20 protein-coding genes are annotated in these 21,027 nt (G+C 67.5%); 16 read left to right on the top strand and 4 right to left on the bottom strand.

Going from position 1 to position 21,027, the window contains the following annotated elements; all coding sequences use genetic code 11:
* Positions 1–13 precede the first annotated feature (13 nt).
* The 5 genes from ACY9XZ_RS04605 to ACY9XZ_RS04585 are packed head-to-tail and all read left to right on the top strand — an operon-like array spanning position 14 to position 6,859.
* Positions 14–2,797, top strand: a complete 2,784-nt coding sequence (locus ACY9XZ_RS04605; RefSeq protein WP_463455876.1) for a transglutaminaseTgpA domain-containing protein — start codon at positions 14–16, stop codon at positions 2,795–2,797.
* Entirely contained in the window at positions 2,797–3,396 is a 600-nt protein-coding gene (locus ACY9XZ_RS04600; RefSeq protein ID WP_463455875.1) for a DUF7269 family protein, read from the top strand. The genes ACY9XZ_RS04605 and ACY9XZ_RS04600 overlap by 1 nt, the downstream gene beginning before the upstream one ends.
* Before the next feature lie 2 nt (positions 3,397–3,398).
* The gene (locus ACY9XZ_RS04595) at positions 3,399–4,790 is read left to right on the top strand and encodes a DUF58 domain-containing protein (RefSeq protein ID WP_463455874.1); all 1,392 of its coding nucleotides are present in this window, start codon (positions 3,399–3,401) and stop codon (positions 4,788–4,790) included.
* Positions 4,791–4,792: 2 nt separating this feature from the next.
* Entirely contained in the window at positions 4,793–6,406 is a 1,614-nt protein-coding gene (locus ACY9XZ_RS04590) for a DUF7519 family protein (RefSeq protein ID WP_463455873.1), read from the top strand.
* A gap of 45 nt (positions 6,407–6,451) precedes the next feature.
* A complete protein-coding gene (locus ACY9XZ_RS04585) occupies positions 6,452–6,859 on the top strand; it encodes an SHOCT domain-containing protein (RefSeq protein WP_463455872.1) in 408 nt (135 codons plus the stop codon).
* Between the two features lie 2 nt (positions 6,860–6,861).
* Here ACY9XZ_RS04585 and ACY9XZ_RS04580 read toward each other — a convergent pair whose 3' ends face one another.
* Both ACY9XZ_RS04580 and ACY9XZ_RS04575 read right to left on the bottom strand, forming a co-directional pair.
* Entirely contained in the window at positions 6,862–7,815 is a 954-nt protein-coding gene (locus ACY9XZ_RS04580; protein ID WP_463455871.1) for an AAA family ATPase, read from the bottom strand.
* Between the two features lie 198 nt (positions 7,816–8,013).
* On the bottom strand, positions 8,014–8,814 hold the full coding sequence (locus ACY9XZ_RS04575; protein ID WP_463455870.1) for a hypothetical protein: 801 nt from the start codon (positions 8,812–8,814) through the stop codon (positions 8,014–8,016).
* 353 nt (positions 8,815–9,167) lie between these two features.
* Here ACY9XZ_RS04575 and phnD point away from each other — a divergent pair, with 353 nt between their 5' ends.
* From phnD to ACY9XZ_RS04535, 8 genes are all read left to right on the top strand, one after another.
* Positions 9,168–10,190, top strand: a complete 1,023-nt coding sequence (phnD, locus tag ACY9XZ_RS04570) for a phosphate/phosphite/phosphonate ABC transporter substrate-binding protein (RefSeq protein WP_463455992.1) — start codon at positions 9,168–9,170, stop codon at positions 10,188–10,190.
* Entirely contained in the window at positions 10,190–11,017 is an 828-nt protein-coding gene (phnC, locus tag ACY9XZ_RS04565; RefSeq protein WP_463455869.1) for a phosphonate ABC transporter ATP-binding protein, read from the top strand. The genes phnD and phnC overlap by 1 nt, the downstream gene beginning before the upstream one ends.
* Before the next feature lies 1 nt (position 11,018).
* Complete coding sequence (gene phnE, locus ACY9XZ_RS04560) at positions 11,019–11,819, top strand: phosphonate ABC transporter, permease protein PhnE (RefSeq protein WP_463455868.1); 801 nt, start codon at positions 11,019–11,021, stop codon at positions 11,817–11,819.
* Positions 11,819–12,613: a phosphonate ABC transporter, permease protein PhnE gene (phnE, locus tag ACY9XZ_RS04555; protein WP_463455867.1), complete on the top strand. Its 795-nt coding sequence runs from the start codon at positions 11,819–11,821 to the stop codon at positions 12,611–12,613. Before phnE (ACY9XZ_RS04560) ends, phnE (ACY9XZ_RS04555) begins: the two co-directional genes overlap by 1 nt.
* Positions 12,610–13,326 carry an HAD family hydrolase gene (locus ACY9XZ_RS04550; RefSeq protein ID WP_463455866.1) on the top strand — a complete coding sequence of 239 codons (717 nt, stop codon included), beginning with the start codon at positions 12,610–12,612 and terminating at the stop codon, positions 13,324–13,326. The genes phnE (ACY9XZ_RS04555) and ACY9XZ_RS04550 overlap by 4 nt, the downstream gene beginning before the upstream one ends.
* Before the next feature lie 72 nt (positions 13,327–13,398).
* Complete coding sequence (locus tag ACY9XZ_RS04545) at positions 13,399–14,685, top strand: O-acetylhomoserine aminocarboxypropyltransferase/cysteine synthase family protein (RefSeq protein ID WP_463455865.1); 1,287 nt, start codon at positions 13,399–13,401, stop codon at positions 14,683–14,685.
* Entirely contained in the window at positions 14,682–15,890 is a 1,209-nt protein-coding gene (metX, locus tag ACY9XZ_RS04540; RefSeq protein WP_463455864.1) for a homoserine O-acetyltransferase MetX, read from the top strand. Before ACY9XZ_RS04545 ends, metX begins: the two co-directional genes overlap by 4 nt.
* A 118-nt stretch (positions 15,891–16,008) precedes the next feature.
* On the top strand, positions 16,009–16,311 hold the full coding sequence (locus tag ACY9XZ_RS04535; protein ID WP_463455863.1) for a DUF7130 family rubredoxin-like protein: 303 nt from the start codon (positions 16,009–16,011) through the stop codon (positions 16,309–16,311).
* Here ACY9XZ_RS04535 and ACY9XZ_RS04530 read toward each other — a convergent pair.
* A complete protein-coding gene (locus tag ACY9XZ_RS04530) occupies positions 16,308–16,868 on the bottom strand; it encodes a hypothetical protein (protein ID WP_463455862.1) in 561 nt (186 codons plus the stop codon). The two genes, ACY9XZ_RS04535 and ACY9XZ_RS04530, sit on opposite strands and share 4 nt — an antisense overlap.
* 88 nt (positions 16,869–16,956) lie before the next feature.
* Between ACY9XZ_RS04530 and ACY9XZ_RS04525 the strand changes: the two genes are divergently transcribed.
* The 3 genes from ACY9XZ_RS04525 to ACY9XZ_RS04515 all read left to right on the top strand — a co-directional run bounded on the left by ACY9XZ_RS04525 (position 16,957) and on the right by ACY9XZ_RS04515 (position 19,981).
* Positions 16,957–17,838, top strand: coding sequence for a ketopantoate reductase family protein (locus tag ACY9XZ_RS04525; protein WP_463455991.1), 882 nt, complete (start codon positions 16,957–16,959; stop codon positions 17,836–17,838).
* Between the two features lie 204 nt (positions 17,839–18,042).
* The gene (dgoD, locus tag ACY9XZ_RS04520) at positions 18,043–19,218 is read left to right on the top strand and encodes a galactonate dehydratase (RefSeq protein WP_463455861.1); all 1,176 of its coding nucleotides are present in this window, start codon (positions 18,043–18,045) and stop codon (positions 19,216–19,218) included.
* Positions 19,219–19,321: 103 nt separating this feature from the next.
* Positions 19,322–19,981 (top strand): DUF502 domain-containing protein, encoded by a 660-nt coding sequence (locus ACY9XZ_RS04515; protein ID WP_463455860.1) that lies wholly within the window; start codon positions 19,322–19,324, stop codon positions 19,979–19,981.
* A 16-nt stretch (positions 19,982–19,997) separates the two neighbouring features.
* On the opposite strand, the gene ACY9XZ_RS04510 is transcribed toward ACY9XZ_RS04515, so the two are convergent.
* Positions 19,998–20,930, bottom strand: coding sequence for a branched-chain amino acid transaminase (locus ACY9XZ_RS04510; RefSeq protein WP_463455859.1), 933 nt, complete (start codon positions 20,928–20,930; stop codon positions 19,998–20,000).
* Positions 20,931–21,027: the final 97 nt, after the last annotated feature.

Below are 21,027 nucleotides of genomic sequence, written 5' to 3'. Positions count from 1 at the left end.
ACGGTAATCCGACGTGGTCTCCGACGACTCGCCCTTCGAAGATGTGTCGGCAGACAGGGACTACCTCCGGGTCCTGCTCACCGCCGTGTGTATTGTTGCCGTGGTGCTGGCGACGGCAATGCTCCCGGTTCTGTCCCCCGGTGGCGCACAGAGCCCGATGGAGTCCCTTGTGCCCCTCCCGCAGGAGAATCCGTTTGGGGAGGCTGGAGGGACCTCGACTGGTGGCAGTGGAGGACAACTCGGCGCGCTGAACCCGGGAAGCCAGACCAGTGTGGGCGGCTCACTCGACAGCGGCGACAGTCCGTATCAGTCCCAGGACACGGAGCCGCATTTCACCGTCACGAGCTCTGAACCGGCGTACTGGCGGACCGGCGCGTACGAAACGTACACCGGCACGGGGTGGGACGGCCGCGCGGACCCCAAGGCGTACGAGGGGCCGATGGCAGTCGAGGGGATGACCGACACGACCGTCGACTACGAGGTGCGACTGGCCAAGTCCGCCACGTCGCTGCCGACCGTCTGGCGGCCGCGGTCGGTGTCCCGGGACGACGTGATGGTCACCGACTACGGCGCGGTCACGTCCGAGCGGCCGCTGCCTGCCGGGACGACCTACAGCGCGACCAGCGTGACGCCGCCCGACGATCCCGAGGTGTTGCAGACGAGCGGCCGTGACTACCCGGCGGACATCGAATCACGATACACTGGTGTCCCGGCGTCAACCTCGGCCCAGGTGGGGCCGTTTACTGACCGCCTAACGGAAGACAGCGACTCGCCCTACGAGACGGCGGTGACCATCGAGCGGTGGCTGGAGGCGAACAAAAACTACTCGCTGAACGTCAGCCAGCCACCGGAGGACGACGTAGCCACGGAGTTCATCTTCCAGATGGACGAGGGGTACTGCGAGTACTTCGCCACCTCGATGACGGTAATGTTGCGGAGCCAGGACATCCCGGCCCGGTACGTCGTCGGCTACTCGACCGGCGAGCGGACCGGCCAGAACCGGTACACCGTCCGCGGGATGAACGCCCACGCGTGGGTCGAGGTGTATTTCGAGGATGTTGGCTGGGTGCAGTTCGACCCGACGCCGGGCCAGGAGCGTCTGGAATCCGAACAGCAGGCAATGGCAAACGACAGTCAGGAGTACAGCGCCGCGGAGTCCGGAAGCCCTGACGAGGAGTTCGCCGTCGGGACGCCGACGGACGAGCCACAGACCGAAGCCCCGACCGATGGGATCGGGCAGTCGGGGAGCGGCGACGGCGAGGATAGCGAAACGGATGCAGACGGGACCGGCGATAGCGACGAAGCCGGTGACGCTGGCGACGGCGAGACGACCTCGCAGTCCGGCGAGTTCGTCATCGAACTCAACCGGACGGCGACGCCGGGCGTGGCGGTGGCGGCGACGGTGACCCGCGACGGCGCGCCGGTCGAGGGCGCTGAGGTGTACTTCAACGGCGACCCGGTCGGGACGACGGGACCGGACGGCACCGTTTCCGGGACGGTCCCCTACGAAGACGAACTGAGGATTACCGTCGATGCACCGGCCGACGAGGAATCACTCGTCGCTCCGTCGGCCCCGCGTGACAGTACTCGCGCCTTTGCTGTCGCCGGCCCGCAGGCCCAGCAGTCGACGAACGCGAGCTACGAACTGAACACGAGCGCGTCGGTGAGTATCACCGGCGAACAGGTCACCGGTGGCGAGGTGACCGTCACCGCGACCGTCGACGGCGTGCCGGTACGGGACGGCGATGTGTTGCTCGACGGCGAGCAGGTGGCGACGACGGACGGACAGGGCCGGGCAGCAGTGACGCTCCCGACCGACCCCGGCAACGTCTCGATTGCCGTCGAGCGTGATGCTGTCAGCGGCAACACGACTGTCGTTCTTGAACGGCTCTCTGTGGCAACGTCACCAACGCTGCCCCTGACGCTGCCGGTGGCCGGCCAGACGGTGAACGCGACGATGGGCGGGGCCCCCGTCACGAACGCGACGGTCGCAGTCAGCGGGGAGCAGGCCGCCCGGACCGGCGCGACCGGCCGCGCGACGGTCGGCCTGCCACTCGCGTCCAGCGCCACGATTGCGGTCTCGAAGTACGGTCAGACGGCCACGACGACCGTCGACGGCCTGTTCGTCAACGCCGCGGCCGTCGTGGTTGCCCTCGGCCTCCTCCTCGCCGGGACAGTCGTCGCCGCTCGTCGGCGGAACGTCACTCCGGGGACAGCGTGGGAGTGGGTGCTGGCCGGCCGCGAACTCGCTGTTTCCGCGCTGGTGGGCGTTGTCGTCGTATTCGATGACCTGCTGGATCGCCTTCGTACGCGGTTCGAACTCACTGTCACGGCGCTCCGGGACCTGCTCGCCGGCCGTCGGTCGGCGGCGGCGCTGCTCGACGCGTTGCGGGCGTGGGTCGACGAACGCCTCTCAGCGGCCGAAAACGCAGCCAGCGATGCGGTGGCAGCCGTCTCCGCGACCGACGCCAACGGGGACGACGGACCGCCAGCGGCCCGCGTTACCATCCGCGAGGCGTGGACGCGCTTCCTCACCCACGTGTCGCTCCGGCGGTACTGGACGCGGACCCCCGGCGAGATTGCGACCCACGCCATCGAACGGGACGGGCTCCCGCCCGCCGAAGTTCGGACGGTCCGGGACGCGTTCCGGGCGGTCGAGTACGGCCAGCGGGACCCACAGGAACACGTGGCGGCCGTGGAGGATGCGGTTCGGACCATCGAATCGGCCGCCGGGGCACGTCCCGGCACGACTGACGACGCCGGCGATGCCGACGACGCGACGGAGGGGCGGCCCTGATGCGGCTTCGGCCCGTCGTTTTCGGGACTGTGGGGCTGCTGGCGACCGCCGTCGCAGCCGTCCTCGTTTTCGCGCCGATGGTCGCCGGCGAGTCACTGATCGCCGTACTCGGCAGTGTTGCCCCGACGACGGCCCTCCTCGTGGGGAGTCTGGTCGTCGGCCTCTGTGCAGCCCTTGCCGGCTGGCTCGGTGGACTTCTCGGCGGTGGGTCGCCGACCGCCTTCGACCTGGCCGTCGACAGCCCGCCGGAACGCGTGACAGCGACGGAGGGGCGGCTGTTCGCCGCCGACATCGACGCGGCCATCGACGACGCGGTCGCGGGCGACGACGCGGCGATGGACACCGTCACCGAGCGACTCGCCGCGGCTGCGACGACGGCCTACGCAGTCGGCACCGGTGTCTCGCAGGCGTCCGCCCATCAGGCAGTGCGCTCGGGGACCTGGACCGACGACGCCGTCGCGGCGGCCCTGCTCTCGCCGACAGAACCCCAGTCGCTGCTGGCTCGGCTCCGCCTGTGGCTCGATCCGGAGAGCGAGCGCCGCCGCCGCATCCGCCGGACGGTCGCCGCCATCGAGCGGGTGTCAGGGGGTGCGCGCTGACGATGCACCGCCGCGTGCGGCGCTGGAGCGGCGGACTCGCCGCCGCGCTGTTTCTCGTCAGCGTCTCGCTGCTGACTGCGGAGCCACTGTTGCTCGCCGCGACCGCAATCCCGCTCATCTACGTCGCCTACGGCGCACTGTCGCGGGTACCGTCGGGAACCGACTTGCAGGCGGCCCGTTCTGTCTCCGACGCTCAGCCGACACCCGGCGAACCGGTCGAGGTCGAACTCACCCTCACGAACACCGGCAGCAGTTCGCTGACCGACGTACGGGTCATCGACGGCGTGCCCGAGGAACTGGCCGTCGTCGAGGGGTCGCCGCGGTGCTGTACCTCGCTGCGGCCCAACGAGAGCGCGACCCTGTCCTACGCCGTGATGGCGAAGCGCGGGACCTACACGTTCGACGCCGCCGCGGTGCGGGTGCGGACGCTGTCGGCCAGCGACGAGGTGACCGTCGACCTGCCCGTCGCCGGTGACGGGACGCTGACGTGCTCGAACACCGTCTCCGAGGTCCCGATGGCCGACGCCACGCTCCCCCGGGCCGGGACGCTCCCGACCGACACCGGCGGGAGCGGGCTGGAGTTCCACTCGACGCGGAGCTACCAGCCCGGGGACCCGGTCAACCGCATCGACTGGCGGCGCTACGCCAAGACCGACGAACTGACGACCATCGACTACCGGGAGGAACAGGCCGTCAGGACGGTGCTGGTCGTGGACGCACGGCCGCCGACTCGCGTGACGCCCGAACCGGGTTTTCCGACCGGTGCCGAACTGTCGGCCTACGCAGCCGAGCGCCTGTTCGACGCGCTCTCCCGTACCAGCGTCGTCGCGAGCGTCTGTGCCGTCGGACTGGCCGAAACGGATGTCCCCGGCGGGCTCGGTCCCGACGGCTTGGCGTGGGTCGACGCCTCGGGTGGCCACGCGGCCGCCCACGCGAGACAGGTGTTCGACAGCGTTGGCCGTGCTGCGGCCCGGCAGTCGGAGACAGACGCGGCCGGTGAAGCCGACGTGTCCGACGACGGACAACCACGGCAGTCGCAGGGGGACCACACCGCACAGGTGACGACGGCCGATGGCGGCACAGTCGAGGACCCGGCCCTGCTCGCGGTGCTCGCCCGCCTGCCGCCGACCGCGCAGGTGGTCGTGTTCTCGCCGGCCGCCGACGACTGGCCCGTCTCGCTGGTGTCGTCGCTCGCGGTCCGTGACTACCCGACGACCCTGGTCAGTCCGTCGCTGGCCCGCGGGGAGTCGCTCGGCGCGGCCGTCGCGGGCATCGAGCGCACCGCCCGGCTCCAGCGGGCCGAACTGTCCGGCGCGACCGTCATCGACTGGGACCTCGACAGCCCCATCGACGTGGCGCTGCGCGCCTCGCTCGCGGACCTGTTCAGCGTGTAACCATGGACGACCACACCACACTCTCGACCCGGATGCCATGGACCAGCCTCGCCACCGTCGTCGGCGTGACGGCGCTGCTGGTCGCGGGACTGCTGGGAACCGTCTCCGTCGACCGGGTTGCACTCGTCGGTGCGGTCACCGGCGTGCTGCTGGCGCTGTCGCTGTGGCTGAGCGGCTGGGACCGGTGGCAGGCGGTCGGGACGGTTCTGGCAAGCGTCCTCGCACTGCCGGTCGCCGTCGGGCTCTCGGTCGCCACCGGCGGCGCGGTCGTCTCGCTCGGTGCCGAACTGTTCCCCGTCGCCTCGCAAGCCGGCGTCCGCCCGGCCGTCGTCACGCTGCTGTCGCAGGTGATCGTCGTTCTCGGTTGTCTGACCGCCGTGTTCGGCGCGACCGCGGCCACTCGGGGCGTCGTCGACACCGAGCGGGTGGGGACCTACGGCGGCGTCGTCGTGCGGACGACCGTCGTTCCGTTCATCGTCGCCCTGGCGCTGTTCGCGCGGGGCGCTGTCGACTACCTGCAGTCAAACGCCGGGACGCCGGGCGTCCAGCAACTGATGGGTGAGGTCCTCACTCAGGTGCTCGGGCCGGTGTTCGACCCAGTTCCCGGACGGACCCATATCGCTATCTTCAGCCTGTTGCTCGCCCTCGCCGCCGCGGCGCTGGCCCGCGGACTCGACGCCCTACCGATTGCCGAACTCGTCCCGGAAACGAGCGACGCGCCCGACATCGAGGAGCCTGTCGACGCCGCCGAGCGGACGCTCCGGTGGACTGGCCGACTCTCCTTGCTGATCGCGCCGGTCGCCGGCCTGTTCGAACTGGGCCTCGGCCAGGAATCCCTGGCCGAGTTGCTCCCGCGTGGACTGTCCGACCTCCTCGTCGCAGTCACGGCCGCGCCGGGGCTTCGTGACCTCCTCTGGTGGCTGTTCCTCGCCGGGAGCGCCGTCTCGCTGGCCGTCTGGTTCCTCCGGCGGACGGTCCGGAGTTCGGCCGACCGCGTCGGGACCGTCCTCGCGCCGTACGTCGGCGGCGGCGTCATCACGCTCGCCGCGGTGGCGGTCGCGGGACCGGCAGTTAGCGCCATCGAGACGGCGCTCCGAGCGACGCCGGCCGCGGCGGCCGTCGAACAGCTCCTGACTCCGGCACTGGACGTGTACGGCCCCGAGACCGTCACGCTGGCGCTGGTCGTCGTGGCGCTGTTTTCCGTCATCAGCGTGATCGGACAGCTCTGGGTGGCGCTGGCGACGAACTACCTGCGAGAGCGGACGGCTGGCGTCACGCTCGCCGCCGCCGGGCTGTTCGGTGCGAGCGCGTTCGCCGCGACCCTTGACACCCCGACGTGGGTAGTGCTTGCGGGCCTTGTCGGTGCGGTCGTCGTCTGGGACGCCGGTTCCTTCGGGGCGACGCTCAGGCGCGAGGTCGGGATCGGGGCCGCGACGCGCCGGGCGGAACTCGTCCACACCGGCGGGACCGTCGCGGTCGGCGGCGTCGGCGTGGCGGCGACGCTTGGCCTGTCCAGCATCGCTCGGGGCGCGATTGTCGTCGAGCCGCCGGTCGCCGTGGCGGGGCTCGTGGTCTGTCTGGTCGCCGTGCTGGCGCTGGTCGCCGCGATACGGTAGGGCCGCACCGAACAATCCTTTGTGCAGTGCTGTCAACCCGACGGTATGACCGACCAGTCCCCGCTGGAGCGGGCCGGAGACAACGTGACGGAACTCGTTACGCTGGCCGTCACCGGGTTCTGGCTCGTGGCCCTCGTCACCGACCAGGAGTGGTGGCTCGCGGCGCTGCTCGTCGGCTACGTCGTGGTCGTCCCGCTGACCGAACTGCTGTACGGCGACGAAGACGAGGAGGAAGATATCCAGGAAGCGGACCCAGCGCCGTCGAACGATACGAGCGACGAGACGCCGTTGGAACGCTTGCGCCGCCGCTACGCCGACGGCGAACTGACCGACGAGCAGTTCGAGCGGAAACTGGAGCGACTGCTCGAAACGGAGACGCTGGAGGATATCGAAGACGGCGCGGCGCTCCGGGATCAAGCGCGGGACCGACAGCGCGAGACCGAGCGGACGTGAAATCAGGGACTGACGGCCGGCACTTCGACGCGGTCCAGCACGTCGTCGACGACGGTCGCCGGGTCGACGCCGCGGACACCTGCGTCGGCGGTCAGCACGAGCCGGTGGGCGAACGCTTCCTCGACGACGCTTTTCACGTCGTCCGGGACGGCGTAGTCGCGGCCGTCGAGGACCGCGGCGGCGCGGGTGGCTTCGAACAGCCGCTGGATGCCACGCGGGGAGACGCCGACATCGACGCGGTCGTCCTCGCGGGTGGCCCGGCCGAGTTCGACGACGTAGTCCCGAAGCGTGCCGTCGACGGTGACCGATTCGACGGTCCGCTGGAGCGCCGGGAGGCGCTCGCCGTCGATGACGCTTGTGACGCTCGGGGCCTGGGCGGTCCGGTCAGCCCGGCGGTCGATGAGTTCGCGTTCACCGCCGAAGTCGGGGTAGCCCATCGCCGTCTTGAGAATGAAGCGGTCCCGCTGGGCCTCGGGTAGGCCGAACGTCCCCTCCTGCTCGACGGGGTTCTGCGTGGCGATGACGAAGAAGGGGTCCGGGAGGTCGTGGGTTACGCCGTCGACGGTCACCTGCTTCTCGCCCATCGCCTCGAGCAGCGCGGCCTGGGTCTTGGGTGGCGCGCGGTTGATTTCGTCAGCCAGCACGACATTGGCGAAAACGGGGCCGGGCTGGAAGTCGAACTCGCCGGTAGCTTCGTTGTACACGTTCGAGCCGGTGATGTCGGACGGCAGCAGGTCCGGCGTGAACTGCACCCGTTTGAAGGAGAGGTCGAGCGCCGTCGCGAACGACTGGGCGGTGAGCGTCTTCCCCGTGCCCGGCACGTCTTCCAGCAGGACGTGTCCACGGGCGAGGATTCCGGTCATGACGGTTTCGAGGAAGTGGTCGTCAGCGATGACGGCACTGCCGACGGCGTCGAGGATCTGTCGGCTGGTTTGTCCGGCAGTGACGTGATCCATTGCTACCAGTGTGTTGGTGTCGGTATATAAATAGCCCGACGATAGCGGCCTATTACGAACCGTTTCCCGGCAGTCCGGTCTGTGTCATCGGCACCCACGGCCCGGACTCATACGGATCATTGTAGATTATCGCCGGATTACACCGACCCCGTGGTCGGTGGATACCGGTAAATCGCTACAACAATCCGTATCAGCCACTCACAGCCCGGGCCCGAACCCGGCGCCTGCGGGGTCGAACTCGGCCAGCCGGGCGTCACACTCCGGACAGGTGACGGCGACGACTGCCCGCGACTGACAGCACGACTCGACGGTGTCGTCGGCCACCTGAGTCGACGTGTCACAGACCGGACAGCGGTCGGCCAGTCCCCGGATACGGGCGGCCAGGTCCGCCCGCTCGGCCCGGTTCAACTGGGTCCAGGCGGTGTCACTGAGGGTCTCTTCCGTCGCGAGGTCCGCGATGCGGGCTACTTCTGAGGGCCACTGGCCGACCCAGTCGCCGCCGACAGCGAGCGTGACCCCGCCGCCATCCGACCGGGTTACGTCGACGGTGGCGGCCGTCGCCGACACGGCCTCTGCCGCCGCGGCTCGACGCGCGGCCGGGTCGTTGGAAAGTCCTCTGGCCGTGCTCGCCCACGCCTGCCGAAACGAGGGTGCGAGTCGCGGTTCGTCGGAGGCGGTCACGACGCCGAGCGAGCGGAGTCGCTCGCTCGGAGCTCCCGAGGGCGGCGGTCCAGCCGGCGACTTGCCGAACCAGGCCAGTAGCCGGTCGGGGACGAACCGTTTCGTCAGCGCTGGCGTCCCTGGGACGACATAGCCACGGAGCCAAACGAGCGTGAGGCCACCCAATGCGGCGACGACCGCTGCGGCCGGGACCACGACACCGGCGACAGCACTCACGACCGCGACGATCCCGACGTTGACGGCGGTACACGGCCAGCACCGGTTGGGCCCGGTGTACGCTGGCGCTCTGAGTCTGTGGAGCAGTCCCTGTCGGCTCACATTCCCGTTATTATCTAGAACTGACAAACAATTATCGATCCGTATCCGCGCGAACCTACGCTCCTCTATTGTCGCTATATAGCGGTACGTACGGCCGTGAAAGGTCATATACTGCTCATACCTGAACGACTGTCTCCCGTGACTATAGTCTCGAAAATATAAATATTACGATATATTCAAGTAATAGCAATCCCGCGTCCCACTTGATGTCAGAGAACGATGCTACGCGCCGGCGCGTCTTCCTAAAAAGCTCAGCCGCGGCCGTCGCTGCCGGGCTCGCTGGTTGTTCGAGCGGTGAAGGGTCGAGCGGTGCCAACGACGCCAGCGGATCCGATGGGTCGGGCGGCGACTCGATGCTGGCGGACTCCGGGTCCTTCGAGTTCTCGGACCCTAACTGGGCGGAGAACAACTATCTCGCTACCCCGCTCATCGACGCGGGGTACCAGCGCGGGAAACGGGCGGACCTCGAACGGATGAGTGAGCGGGAAGTCGACGAGGTTCCTCACGGTGACCCGGTTCAGGAGACACCGGAGGACGAGAGCGAGTGGCTCGACCCGGACACGCTGGTGTTCACCGAGAGCCCGAGCGAGGACGTGCAGGGTCGCTACGAGGAGGACTTCGAGGCGGTGTTCGACCGCATCCGCGAGGAAACCGGGAAGGACGTCACGTACAACAAGGTCGACAGCTACGCGGCGTCCGTCGAGGCGATGCGCTCCGAGCGGGCCCACATCGCGAACTTTTCGACCGGCGCGACGGCCTTCGCCGTCAATCTCGCCGGGGCGGTCCCCTTCGCGGTCGGTATCGGCTCGGACGGAGCGTTTGGCTATCGGCTGTTCGCGACGACGCGGGCCGACGCCGACGGCATCCAGAGCGTCGAAGATTTCGCTAACGACGATGTGCGGATGGCTCACGCCGAACCGTCGTCTAACTCCGGTCACCAGGCCCCCTCGGCGCTGTTCGACCAGGAATTCGGCGTGACGCCGGGCGAGGACTACGAGGTCAACTTCTCGGGCGGGCACTCGAACACGACCCGCGGCATAGCGGCCGGCGACTTCGACGCTGGCCCCATCTGCTCGACGTGTATGAAAGACACTGTGGAGGGCGACAGCAGCCTCAGCTTTGACGACTTCAAAGTCGTCTGGGCGTCGAACCCGTTCCCGAACGGTCCGATAACCTACCGCTACAATCTCCACCCCGACATCGTTGAGGGTATCCAGGCCGCGTGGCTCGACACCGACTTCAGCGGGACAGCCTACGCCGAACGCACCGACTACACGGAGTTCGTCCCCATCGAGTACCGCCGTCACTGGTACGACATCATGGTCATCCAGGGGTACAACGACGTCGAATACGAGGCAGGCGCGCTCAGCGAATAATGCTCACAGTCAGCGGCTTGCAGAAGACGTACGCGTCCGGGGACGAGGCGCTTCGAGGTGTGGATCTCTCGGTCGAGGGCAGCGAGACCGTCGCGATGATAGGTCCCAGCGGTGCCGGCAAGAGCACGTTCATCCGCTGTATCAACCGCCTCACGGAACCGACAGACGGGACGGTCGAACTCGACGGGAGGGACCTGACAGCGCTCGGCGACGACGAACTCCGGGCGGCCCGTCGGGACATTGGGATGATATTCCAGGAGTACAATCTGGTCGAGCGCCTAACCGTGATGGAAAACGTCCTCTCCGGGCGGCTCGGCTACGTCTCTACCTGGCAGGCGCTACGGCGGAACTTCCCCGAAAAGGACGTCCAACGGGCCTACGAAATCCTCGACCGCGTCGGGCTCGACGGGATGGAGGACAAGCGCGTCGACGAGCTGTCCGGCGGGCAGCGCCAGCGCGTCGGTATCGCACGGGCAGTCATCCAGCGGCCGAAGATACTGCTCGTCGACGAACCCACGTCGAGCCTCGACCCCGAAACGTCGAGTACGGTTATGACACTCCTAACCGACATCGCCGCCGAGCAGTCGGTGCCGGTACTGATAAACATCCACGAGGTAGACCTCGCCATCGAATTCGCCGACCGCATCGTCGGCCTTCACGACGGCGAACTCGTCTTCGAGGGCACCCCGGAAGCACTGGACGAACAGGGCCTCGACCAGGTGTACCGCGGGGCCGACGCCCCTGACAGCGGAACCGCGTCTGTCGCAGCAGGCGGGGAGAGCGGGGTACTCGAAGAGCGGGAGCGGTCGGTGCCGGGAGGGACCTGACGTGGCCACGGGCGAACGGACCTGGGACCGTCCCTCTGCATTCGGCCGCCCGGAGGTCAAGTGGACCATTTACGGCGCTGGTATCGCGCTTTTCGTCTGGTCGGCGTGGGGGCTCGGCGTCGCGCCGTCGCGGATCGCCGACGGACTCGGCAACGCCGTCGCGTTGCTGGGTGACTTTTTCCCGCCGCGGGCCACGCCCCGACAGACCACACGCATCGTCGAGAAGATGCTCGAGAGCATTGCGATGGCGATGGTGTCGACGCTCACCGGAATCGTCCTCAGCGTCCCGATAGCGTTTATGGCCGCCGAGAACCTCTCGCCGAAGCCACTGTACGCGCTCAACCGTGGGTTCATCTCGGTTTCGCGTGCGTTCAACGCCATCATCGTCGCGATTATCGCGGTCAAGGCTGTCGGCTTCGGCCCGCTCGCGGGTGTCGTCACAATAACGTTCAAAACCGTCGGCTTCTTTTCGAAGCTCCTCGCCGAGGACATCGAGGACATCGACATGGGTAGCGTCGACGCTATCAAAGCGTCCGGTGCGTCGCCGATACAGACGCTCCTGTACGGCGTTGTCCCACAGATCGTCCCGCGGTTCGCCGGGCTTTCCGTGTACCGCTGGGACATCAACATCCGGACCTCGACGATTATCGGAATAGTCGGCGCGGGTGGTATCGGGTCGATTCTGCTCACTGCGTTCAACCGGTACGAGTACGGCTACGTCTCGGCGATTCTGCTCGCGATAGTCGCCGTCGTACTGGTCGCAGAGGGTGTCAGTGCCGTCGTTCGACGGAGGTATCAGTGATGGCGAGCGAACACCATGCCTGGCGCCGGTTCGACCGCCGCCGTCGGCTTGCCCGCTTTGGGATCTGGCTGCTCGCGCTCGTGACAGTCGTCGCTTCCTGGCGGTTCATGGACGTCAGCCTGGTCGACGCGGAGACGGTGCCACGGGAAATCTCCGACCTGCTGACCCGGATGTATCCGCCAGACGTCGCCTACGCCGGCACCATCGTCGACCCGTTGATAGAGACAGTCCAGATAGCCGCTATCGGGACGGCCGGCGCGCTGGTGCTTGCGACCCCGGTGGCGCTGCTGGCCGCCGAGAACACGACCCCAAACTCCGCGACGTTCTGGCTCGGAAAGCTGATCGTGACGGTTAGCCGCTCGGTGAACACCATCATCTGGGCGCTGATATTCGTCGTCGTGTTCGGTTCCGGCCCGCTTGCGGGTGCTATCGCTATCGCGTTCCGTTCGGTCGGCTTCCTCGGGAAGCTACTGGGCGAGGAAATCGAGGAAATCGACTTCGGACAGGTCGAGGCGATACGTGCGTCCGGTGCCTCACCAGTCCAGATTCTCCTCTATGGCGTGTTGCCACAGGTCAAGCCGGCACTGGTCGGGCTCTCGGTGTACCGCTGGGAAATCAACATTCGGGATTCGACGGTGCTCGGATTCGTCGGCGCGGGTGGTATCGGCGTGGAACTGTTCCAGGCGGTCAACGCGTTCGCCTGGCGCTCGGTGTCGATGATGCTGATTGCCATCCTCGGCGTCGTGGTCGTCAGTGAAGGTATCTCTGCGTACACCCGGCGGATGGTCCGATGAGTCTGGGACCCTCCACCCGGCCCGACGACGTGTCTGCGCCCGGCGACCACGACCCCGTCGTCCTGTTCGACATGGACGGCGTCGTGCTCGAAGGCCACGGCACCGACGACGCCGTCCACGACCGTGCGCTGGCGGACGCACTCGCAGAGGCCGGACTCGACCCCGATTCCGAAACTCGGTCCCTGCTGGCTGGCTACGAGTACGACACCGACTTCGTCGCGGGGTGTCGCCGCCTCGGCGTCGACCCGGTCGCCTTCTTTGGCCGCCGGGAGCACTACAGCGCCCGCCGGGCCGTCGACCGCCTCGAAGCCGGGGTAAGAACGCCGTACGACGACGTGACCGCCCTCGACGCACTGGCCGAGCGATACCCGCTCGGACTGGTCAGCAACAACTACGACGCGGTCGTCCGCTTCGTCGTCGACTACCACAATCTCGACGCGTTCTCGCACGTCCGCGGGCGCGACACGGGCGTTCGCGGGTTCTACCGACGGAAACCCGACCCGCACTACCTGCTGGACGCGCTGGTGGCCGTCAGTGGTGACGGCGGCATCTACGTGGGCGACCGGGCCACGGACGTCCTCGCGGCGACCCGGGCCGGACTCGACGCCGTGTTCATCCGCCGCGCTCACAACGCTGACGCCGACTCCCCGGTCGGGGCAACCCATGAGGTGGACTCGCTGGCTTCGCTGGCGGAGCGCCTCAGAGCGCGGTGACAACTCCGGGGCTGGGGAGAGTTTTGCCGTAACTCGCGGTTATAGATAGCTAGAGATATATGCATACTGCACATGACTACCGACTACGGATTCGGGACGCGCTGTGTCCACGCCGGCCAGGAGGAGCCGGACCCGGCGACGGGGGCACGCGCGCCGCCCATCTATCAGACCTCGTCGTATGTCTTCGAGGACGCCGACACCGCGGCCGACCGGTACGCCCTGGATGACGACGGCAACGTGTACTCGCGCTTTGACAATCCGACGGTGCGGATGCTCGAAAACCGCATCGCGTCGCTGGAAAACGCCGTTGACGCCGTCGCGACGGGGTCGGGGATGGCCGCACTCGACGCCGGGACGTTCGTCCTCGCGTCCAACGGCGACAATATCGTGACGGCCTCCTCCATCTACGGCGGCACGCACTCCTATTTCTCGAAGACCGCCAGTCGGCGGGGTATCGAAACGCGGTTCGTGGACACGCTCGACCCGGACGCCTACGCCGAGGCCATCGACGAGGACACGGCCTACGTCCACTTCGAGACCATCGGCAACCCCTCGCTCGTGGTTCCGCCGATTGAGGAGATCGCCGAGGTGGCCCACGACCACGGCGTGCCCGTTTTTGTCGACAACACGTTCGGGACCCCGGCGCTCTGTAACCCGCTCGACCACGGCGTCGATGTCCTTTGGGAGTCGACGACGAAGTGGATCCACGGATCCGGGACGACCGTCGGCGGCGTCCTCGTCGACGGCGGGTCGTTCCCCTGGGACGAGTACCCCGAGAAGTTCCCGGAACTGGGCGGCCAGAACGAGGCCTTCGACAAGAACTTCACTGATGCCTTCGGTGACCGCGCGTTCTCCGTCGCCGCCCGTCAGCGTGCCCTCCGCTCGCTCGGCGACGGCCAGAAACCGTTCGACGCCTGGGCGACCCTCCAGGGGACAGAGACGCTCTCCCTGCGGATGGAGCGCCACTGCGAGAACGCGATGACTGTCGCACAGCATCTCGAAGACCACCCCGAGGTCGCCTGGGTCACCTATCCCGGCCTGGAGAGCCACGAGACCCACGACCTGGCACAGCAGTACCTCTCCGGCGGGTTCGGCGGCATCGTCACCTTCGGGCTGGAAGCCGGCTACGACGCTGGGCGGCAGTTCTGCGAGGAGACGGAACTGGCCCAGTTCCTCGCCAACATCGGCGACGCGAAGACGCTGGTCATCCACCCAGCCTCGACCACCCACGCCCAACTCAGCGAGGAAGAGCAACGCGCCAGCGGCGTCACGCCGGACCTCCTCCGGTTCAGCGTCGGCATCGAGGACCCCGAGGACATCATCGGGGATATCGACGCCACAATCGACCGCGTGACATGAACGTCGACCACGACACCGTCTCGCTTGGCGAGTTCGAGTTCGACTCCGGGGAGTCGATTCCGGACCTCGAAATCACCTACGAGGCATACGGCGAGTTCGACGGCGACAACGCGGTGCTTGTCTGTCACGCGCTGACCGGCAGCGCCCACGTCGCCGGTCGCGACCGCGTCGACAGCGCCGACCAGGCCCGCGCCTGGTGGGACGACATCGTCGGCCCGGGCAAGGCCATCGACACCACCGAGTACTACGTCGTCTGTGCGAACGTGCCGGGCTCCTGTTACGGCTCGACGGGGCCGAAAAGCGAGAACCCGGAGACGGGCGACCCCTACGGCACCGACTTCCCACCGGTCACCGTCGGCGACTGGACCGAGGCCCAGCGCGCGCTGCTCGACGAACTCGGGATTCCCCACCTCCACGCCGTCGTCGGCGGCAGCGTCGGCGGCATGAACGTCCTGGAGTGGGCCAAGCGCCACCCGGACCACGTCGACCGCATCGTCCCCATCGCCGCCGCTGCGCGACTCGATACGCAGTGTCTCGCGCTGGATGCCATCGCCCGCCGGGCCATCACGACCGACCCGAACTGGAACCAGGGCCACTACTACGGCGAGGATCAGGAGCCGCCCAGCGACGGCCTGGCGCTGGCCCGCCAACTGGGCCACGTGATGTACCTCTCGAAGGCGTCTATGGAGCGCCGCTTCGGCCGCCGCGCCGCGGGTCGGGACGCCGTCCGCACGTTCCCCACCGACGCCGCCGGCGCGTTCTTCCCGTACCGCGACGTGGAGTCCTATCTCGACTACAACGCCGAGAAGTTCACCGAGCGCTTCGACGCCAACAGCTACCTCTACCTGACCCGGGCGATGGACAACTACGACCTCGCCGCGGGATTCGAGTCCGACGCGGACGCGCTGGCGGCCTTCGACGGCGACGCGCTGGTGATGTCCTTCACCGCCGACTGGCACTTCACCACCCAGCAGGCGGAGGCGCTGGCCGACTCGCTCCGGGAGGCCGACGCGAACGTCGCCCACCACGTCATCGACTCCGACCACGGTCACGATGCGTTCCTCGTCGAACCGGACAACGTCGGGCCGCCGCTGTCTGACTTCCTCGACGCGGGCGTCGACGGCAAGGCTGTCACCGACTCGGTGGTCGAGGACAGCCAGGAGAGCGACTTCGCGCCGGTCCACAACAGCCTGTTCTCGCGGTAGCGACGCCGGCGTCTCGACTGTCGGCGTGTGGGTTTGTCCTCCACCGAACGGGCCGTCAATCATGGCTATTCTGAACCACGCTAGCATTTATCATATCTCGCTCCGACTAGCTCTATGTATGGCTGACATGACCACGAACATCGAAAGCGACGAGTACTCGTTCGGACAGACGGTGTACGACGAGAACGGCAACGAACTCGGGACCATCCGCGGCTTCGACGAACACGGGTTCTACGTCACGGTCGAGGACGGCATCGAGGCGCTGTCGAGTGAACATCTCAGTGCCGGGGCCGCGGGTCAGGCCGAACTGATGTGGCGCTGCTGGGAATGTGGCGAGATGGGCCAGATCGAGGATATCCCCGAAGAATGCCCGTCCTGTGGCGCACAGAAAGAGGATATCTACTACTGGCAGGAAGACTAGGGCGTCTGTTCGAACCGCTCGGCGTCGGCCGCCCCGACCGTCTCCCGCACTGTCTCGACGGCCGACGGCGGCAGCGAGAACCGCAGCGTCGTCCAGTCCCGTTCGAGAATCGCCCGTCCGTCACCGTCACAGACGACCGCGTACACCAGCGTCTCGCCGTAGACTCGCGCCAGCGCGTCGAACGTCTCCGCTGTCATCGGTACGGTCCCGGTCGTGTGGGTGTCGGTAGCTGAAACGTCGGTGTGGCCCGCGATCGTCTCGACGGCGAACCGCTCGCCGCCGGGGTTGTCCCGCCGCCCCAGTCCGAGGTGGACGAACGCCTCTGTGGGGGTCCGCGGTGACGCGTCCAGCACCGCTGCGAACACGTCCAGCCCGACAGCTTCGCCTGGGGTGGACAGCTCGAACCGATATCTGGTTTCGTCCCCCGGCCAGGTCGGTCCCGGCTCGACGCCGGAGCCCAGTCCTTCCCACGCCGTGACGATCGTCTCGGTCAGCCGGTCGATGCCGATCTCGTCGATGGCCCGAACTACCGCCTCGGCGTCGTCGGAGTCGCCCATGAACGCCCGTTCGTCGCTCGCAGCCAAGTGCGTGCTGATTCCGCCCGCCGGTGATGGGTTTTTTTCCGGGCCCGTCCTGCTCGTCGGTATGGATATCGTCGTCGTCGGGGCCGGAAGTCTGGGTAGCCTCGTCGGTGGCCTGCTCGCGCGGGCACACGACGTGACGCTCGTGGGGCGGGAGCCACATGTTGGCAGCGTCAGCGAGAACGGTCTCTCGGTGGTCGGGACCGAGCAGTTCCGGGTCCACCCCAGCGCACAGACGACGGTTCCGCAGAGCGCCGACCTCGCGCTGGTGACGGTCAAGGCCTACGATACCGCCGCCGTTGCAGCGGATCTCGCGGACTGTTCGCCCGATGTCTGCCTCTCGCTGCAGAACGGGATGGGCAACGAGACCACGTTGGCCGCCGAAGTGGACTGCCCGGTGCTGGCGGGGACGTGTTCCTACGGCGCGCGGCTTCGAGAACCCGGCACCGTCGCGTTCACCGGCCGCGGTGAGGTTGTGCTGGGGGACCGCAACGGCGGCCGGTCCGCGGTCGCCGACGAGGTCGGCGCGGCGTTCCAGGCGGCCGGCATCGAGACGGCCGTCGCCACGGACATGCCGACCCGCCTCTGGGAGAAACTCGCGGTCAACGCCGGCATCAACGCGGTGACGGCCCTCGCCCGCGTCGAGAACGGCGCGCTGACCGACCCGCCGGCCGACGCAATCGCTGCGGACGCCGCCCGGGAGACGGCCGCCGTCGCCCGCGAGCAGGGGATCGACCTCTCGGACGAGCGTGCGGTGTCGCTCGTCGAGCGAGTCGTCCGTGATACCGCCGCCAACCACTCGTCGATGTTACAGGACATCTCGGCCGGTCAGCGAACGGAGATCGACGCGATCAACGGCTACGTCGCCGATACCGCGACTGCGCCGGTACCCGTTAACGAGACGCTTGCCGGCCTCGTCCGCACGTGGGAACGACACCGCGACTAGGGGTCGAGGACCCGAGGCCAACAGCCCGTCGGCGCGTCGCCCGCCCGGCCGCTCCCGCCGGGACACCGGCGCCAGTGGGGATGACACAACCGCTAAATACAGCGTCACCGATGGCTCTCACATGACCGCACGAACCGCCGGACGGCGTCTCGAACCGCCGCGCCGCGTCGCTCGCAAGTGTGTCCCCCGCGGGAGGGCGATGGTATGACAGCGAGTGACGCGGGTGGAAACCGCATCGTCGACTACGAACTGTTCGAGGTGCCGCCACGGTGGCTCTTCCTCCGATTGGAGACGGCTGACGGCACCGTCGGCTGGGGCGAACCCGTCGTCGAGGGGCGGGCCCACACTGTCCGTGCGGCCGTCGAGGAACTGCTTGAGGGCTATCTCGTCGGCGAGAACCCCGAGAACATCCAGGACCACTGGCAGGCGATGTACCGCGGCGGCTTCTACCGCGGCGGTCCGGTCCTGATGTCGGCCATCGCCGGCATCGACCAGGCGCTGTGGGACATCAAAGGGAAGCAACTCGGCGCGCCGGTCCACCAGCTGCTGGGCGGCCAGGCCCGGGACCGGATTCGGGTGTACCAGTGGATCGGCGGCGACGAGCCCTCCGACGTAGCGACCGCCGCTCAGGAGCAGGTCGACGCCGGATTCACGGCGCTGAAGATGAACGCGACGCCCGAAATCGAGCGCGTCGACAACCCGGCGGCGGTCGAGGCCGCCGCGACCCGTCTCCGGGAGGTCAGGGAGGCTGTCGGTTCAGAGGTCGACATCGGCGTCGACTTCCACGGCCGCGTGACGAAGCCGATGGTCAAACGGCTCGCGTCGGCGCTGGAGCCCTACGAGCCGATGTTCATCGAGGAACCGGTGTTGCCCGAGCACAACGACGCGCTGCCGGCGCTTGCGGCCCACACCGAGATCCCCATCGCGACCGGCGAACGGATGTACTCCCGGTGGGATTACAAAGAGGTGTTCGAGGACGGTGCCGTCGACGTGATCCAGCCCGACCTCTCCCACGCCGGCGGCATCACCGAGGTGTACAAGATCGCGTCGATGGCCGAGGCCTACGACGTGGCGATGGCCCCCCACTGCCCGCTCGGTCCGGTCGCGCTCGCGTCGTGTGTCCAGGTCGACGCCTCCTCGCCCAACGCCCTCATCCAGGAGCAGAGCATCGACATCCACTACAACGAGACCACCGACGTGCTGGACTACCTCGCCGACCCGTCGGTGTTCGACTACGAGGACGGCTTCGTCAGCGTGCCCACCGACCCCGGTCTGGGCATCGACATCGACGAGGGGTTCCTCCGGGAGCAGTCCCAGCAGGACGTGGACTGGCACAACCCCGTCTGGCGACACGACGACGGCAGCGTCGCCGAGTGGTAGCCCGGCAGCGACGACTCCGCCGTCGTCGGTGTCGACCGCGAACCGGCATCGCGGGCGCGCACCAAAGGAAAGGGCTCATATCCCGCGCCCAATACGTACCTGTATGGCCTCGTCAACGTCGTGGAAGCGCGATTTCGCGAGCGGCCTGATCGTTCTGTTGCCCCTGCTGGTGACGGTTTACGTCATCCTCTATCTCTACTCCATCCTCGCGTCCGCAGCGGTCATCCCGGCGATCGACAGCGAGCTACTGGCGGCGCTTGGACTCCCCTCGGGAACTTCTTCCGTCGAACTCGCCCGGGTGTTCACGACGCTGATTATCTTCATCCTCATCGTGTTCTCCATCGGCTATCTGATGCGGACGGCCTTCGGCGACATCGTCGAACGGGCCATCGACGACGCGATGAACCACGTCCCCGGGCTCCGGGTGGTGTACAACGCCTCGAAGATGGCGGTCGAGACGGCTGTCGGGGGAACCGACGAACTCCAGTCCCCGGTTAAACTCGAAGTGTGGGACGGGATGCGGATGACCGCGTTCAAGACGGGACAGACGACCGACGACGGGCGGGACGTGCTCTTTCTCCCCACAGCCCCCAACATCACCACCGGCTACGTCGTCGAAGTCGAACCCAGCCGCTACGAGGAAATCGACGAACGCGTCGAAGAAGCACTGACACGCATCCTCAGCGCCGGATTCGGCGACACTGAGCGCAGTACTGCCACGCCGATTCCGGTCGCCGACGAGGAAGACATCGCGGACGACTGACCCGCTCAGCGCACTATCAGATGTAGCGGAACCACTCTTCGCGCTCGCCGCTCTCGATCACATCGAAGAACGCCGACTGGATGTCGTCGGTGACCGGTCCCTTCGTCCCTTCGCCGATCTCGTTGTCGTCGACGCTCCGGATGGGTGTGACTTCCGCCGCGGTACCGGTGAAGAACAGCTCGTCGGCGGTGTACAGTTCGCCACGAGAGATAGTCGCCTCCTCGTGAACGGTGTACCCCATCTCCTCGGCGAGCGTGATCGCGGTGTTGCGGGTGATGCCTTCGAGGATGCTCTCGGCCAGCCCCGGGGTGAAGATTTCCCCGTCCCGCACCATGAAGATGTTCTCGCCGGGGCCTTCGGCGACGTTGCCCTCCTTGTTGAGGACGATGGCCTCGGTGTAGCCGTTCCGGCGGGCCTCCTCGCCGGCGAGCATGCTGTTGACGTACAGCCCTGTCGTCTTGATGTTGGTCGGGATCTGGCTGGAGGCGTGCTTGCGCCAGGACGACACCATCACGTCGACGCCCTCTTCCAGCGCTTCCTCGCCCAGATACGCGCCCCACGGCCACGCCGCGATGGTGGTCTTCGTCGGGCAGTTCTTCGGACTCACGCCCAGCGAGTCGAAGCCGTAGTAGACGATGGGGCGGATGTAACACGACTCGAATCCCTCCGTCTCGATGAGTTCCGTCGTCGCCTCGGTGAGTTCGTCCTTGCTGAACTCGATGTCGAGGTCGTAGGGCTTTGCGGACTTGTACAGGCGGTCCAGGTGTTCCTCCCAGCGGAAGATGGCCGGCCCCTGTTCGGTGTCGTAACAGCGGACGCCCTCGAAGACGCCGGTCCCGTAGTGCAGCGCGTGCGTGAGGACGTGGGTCTGTGCGTCCTCGAAGTCGACGAACTCGCCGTCCATCCAGATGCGGTCGGCCCCCTCGAACATCTCCGGACGGTCGCTCATCGCACGACCTCCCCGGTGCGTCGGCAGTCACGGTGCCCGCGGGTGATGCCCCCTGCTGTCTCGTCGTGTGTCATATCTACTCCATTGATGTCCGTGT

It is taken from the genome of Haloarcula sp. HT12, from assembly GCF_055271655.1.
The sequence above is the reverse complement of the archived record's forward strand: the minus strand, read 5'-3'. Positions and strand labels throughout refer to the sequence as shown.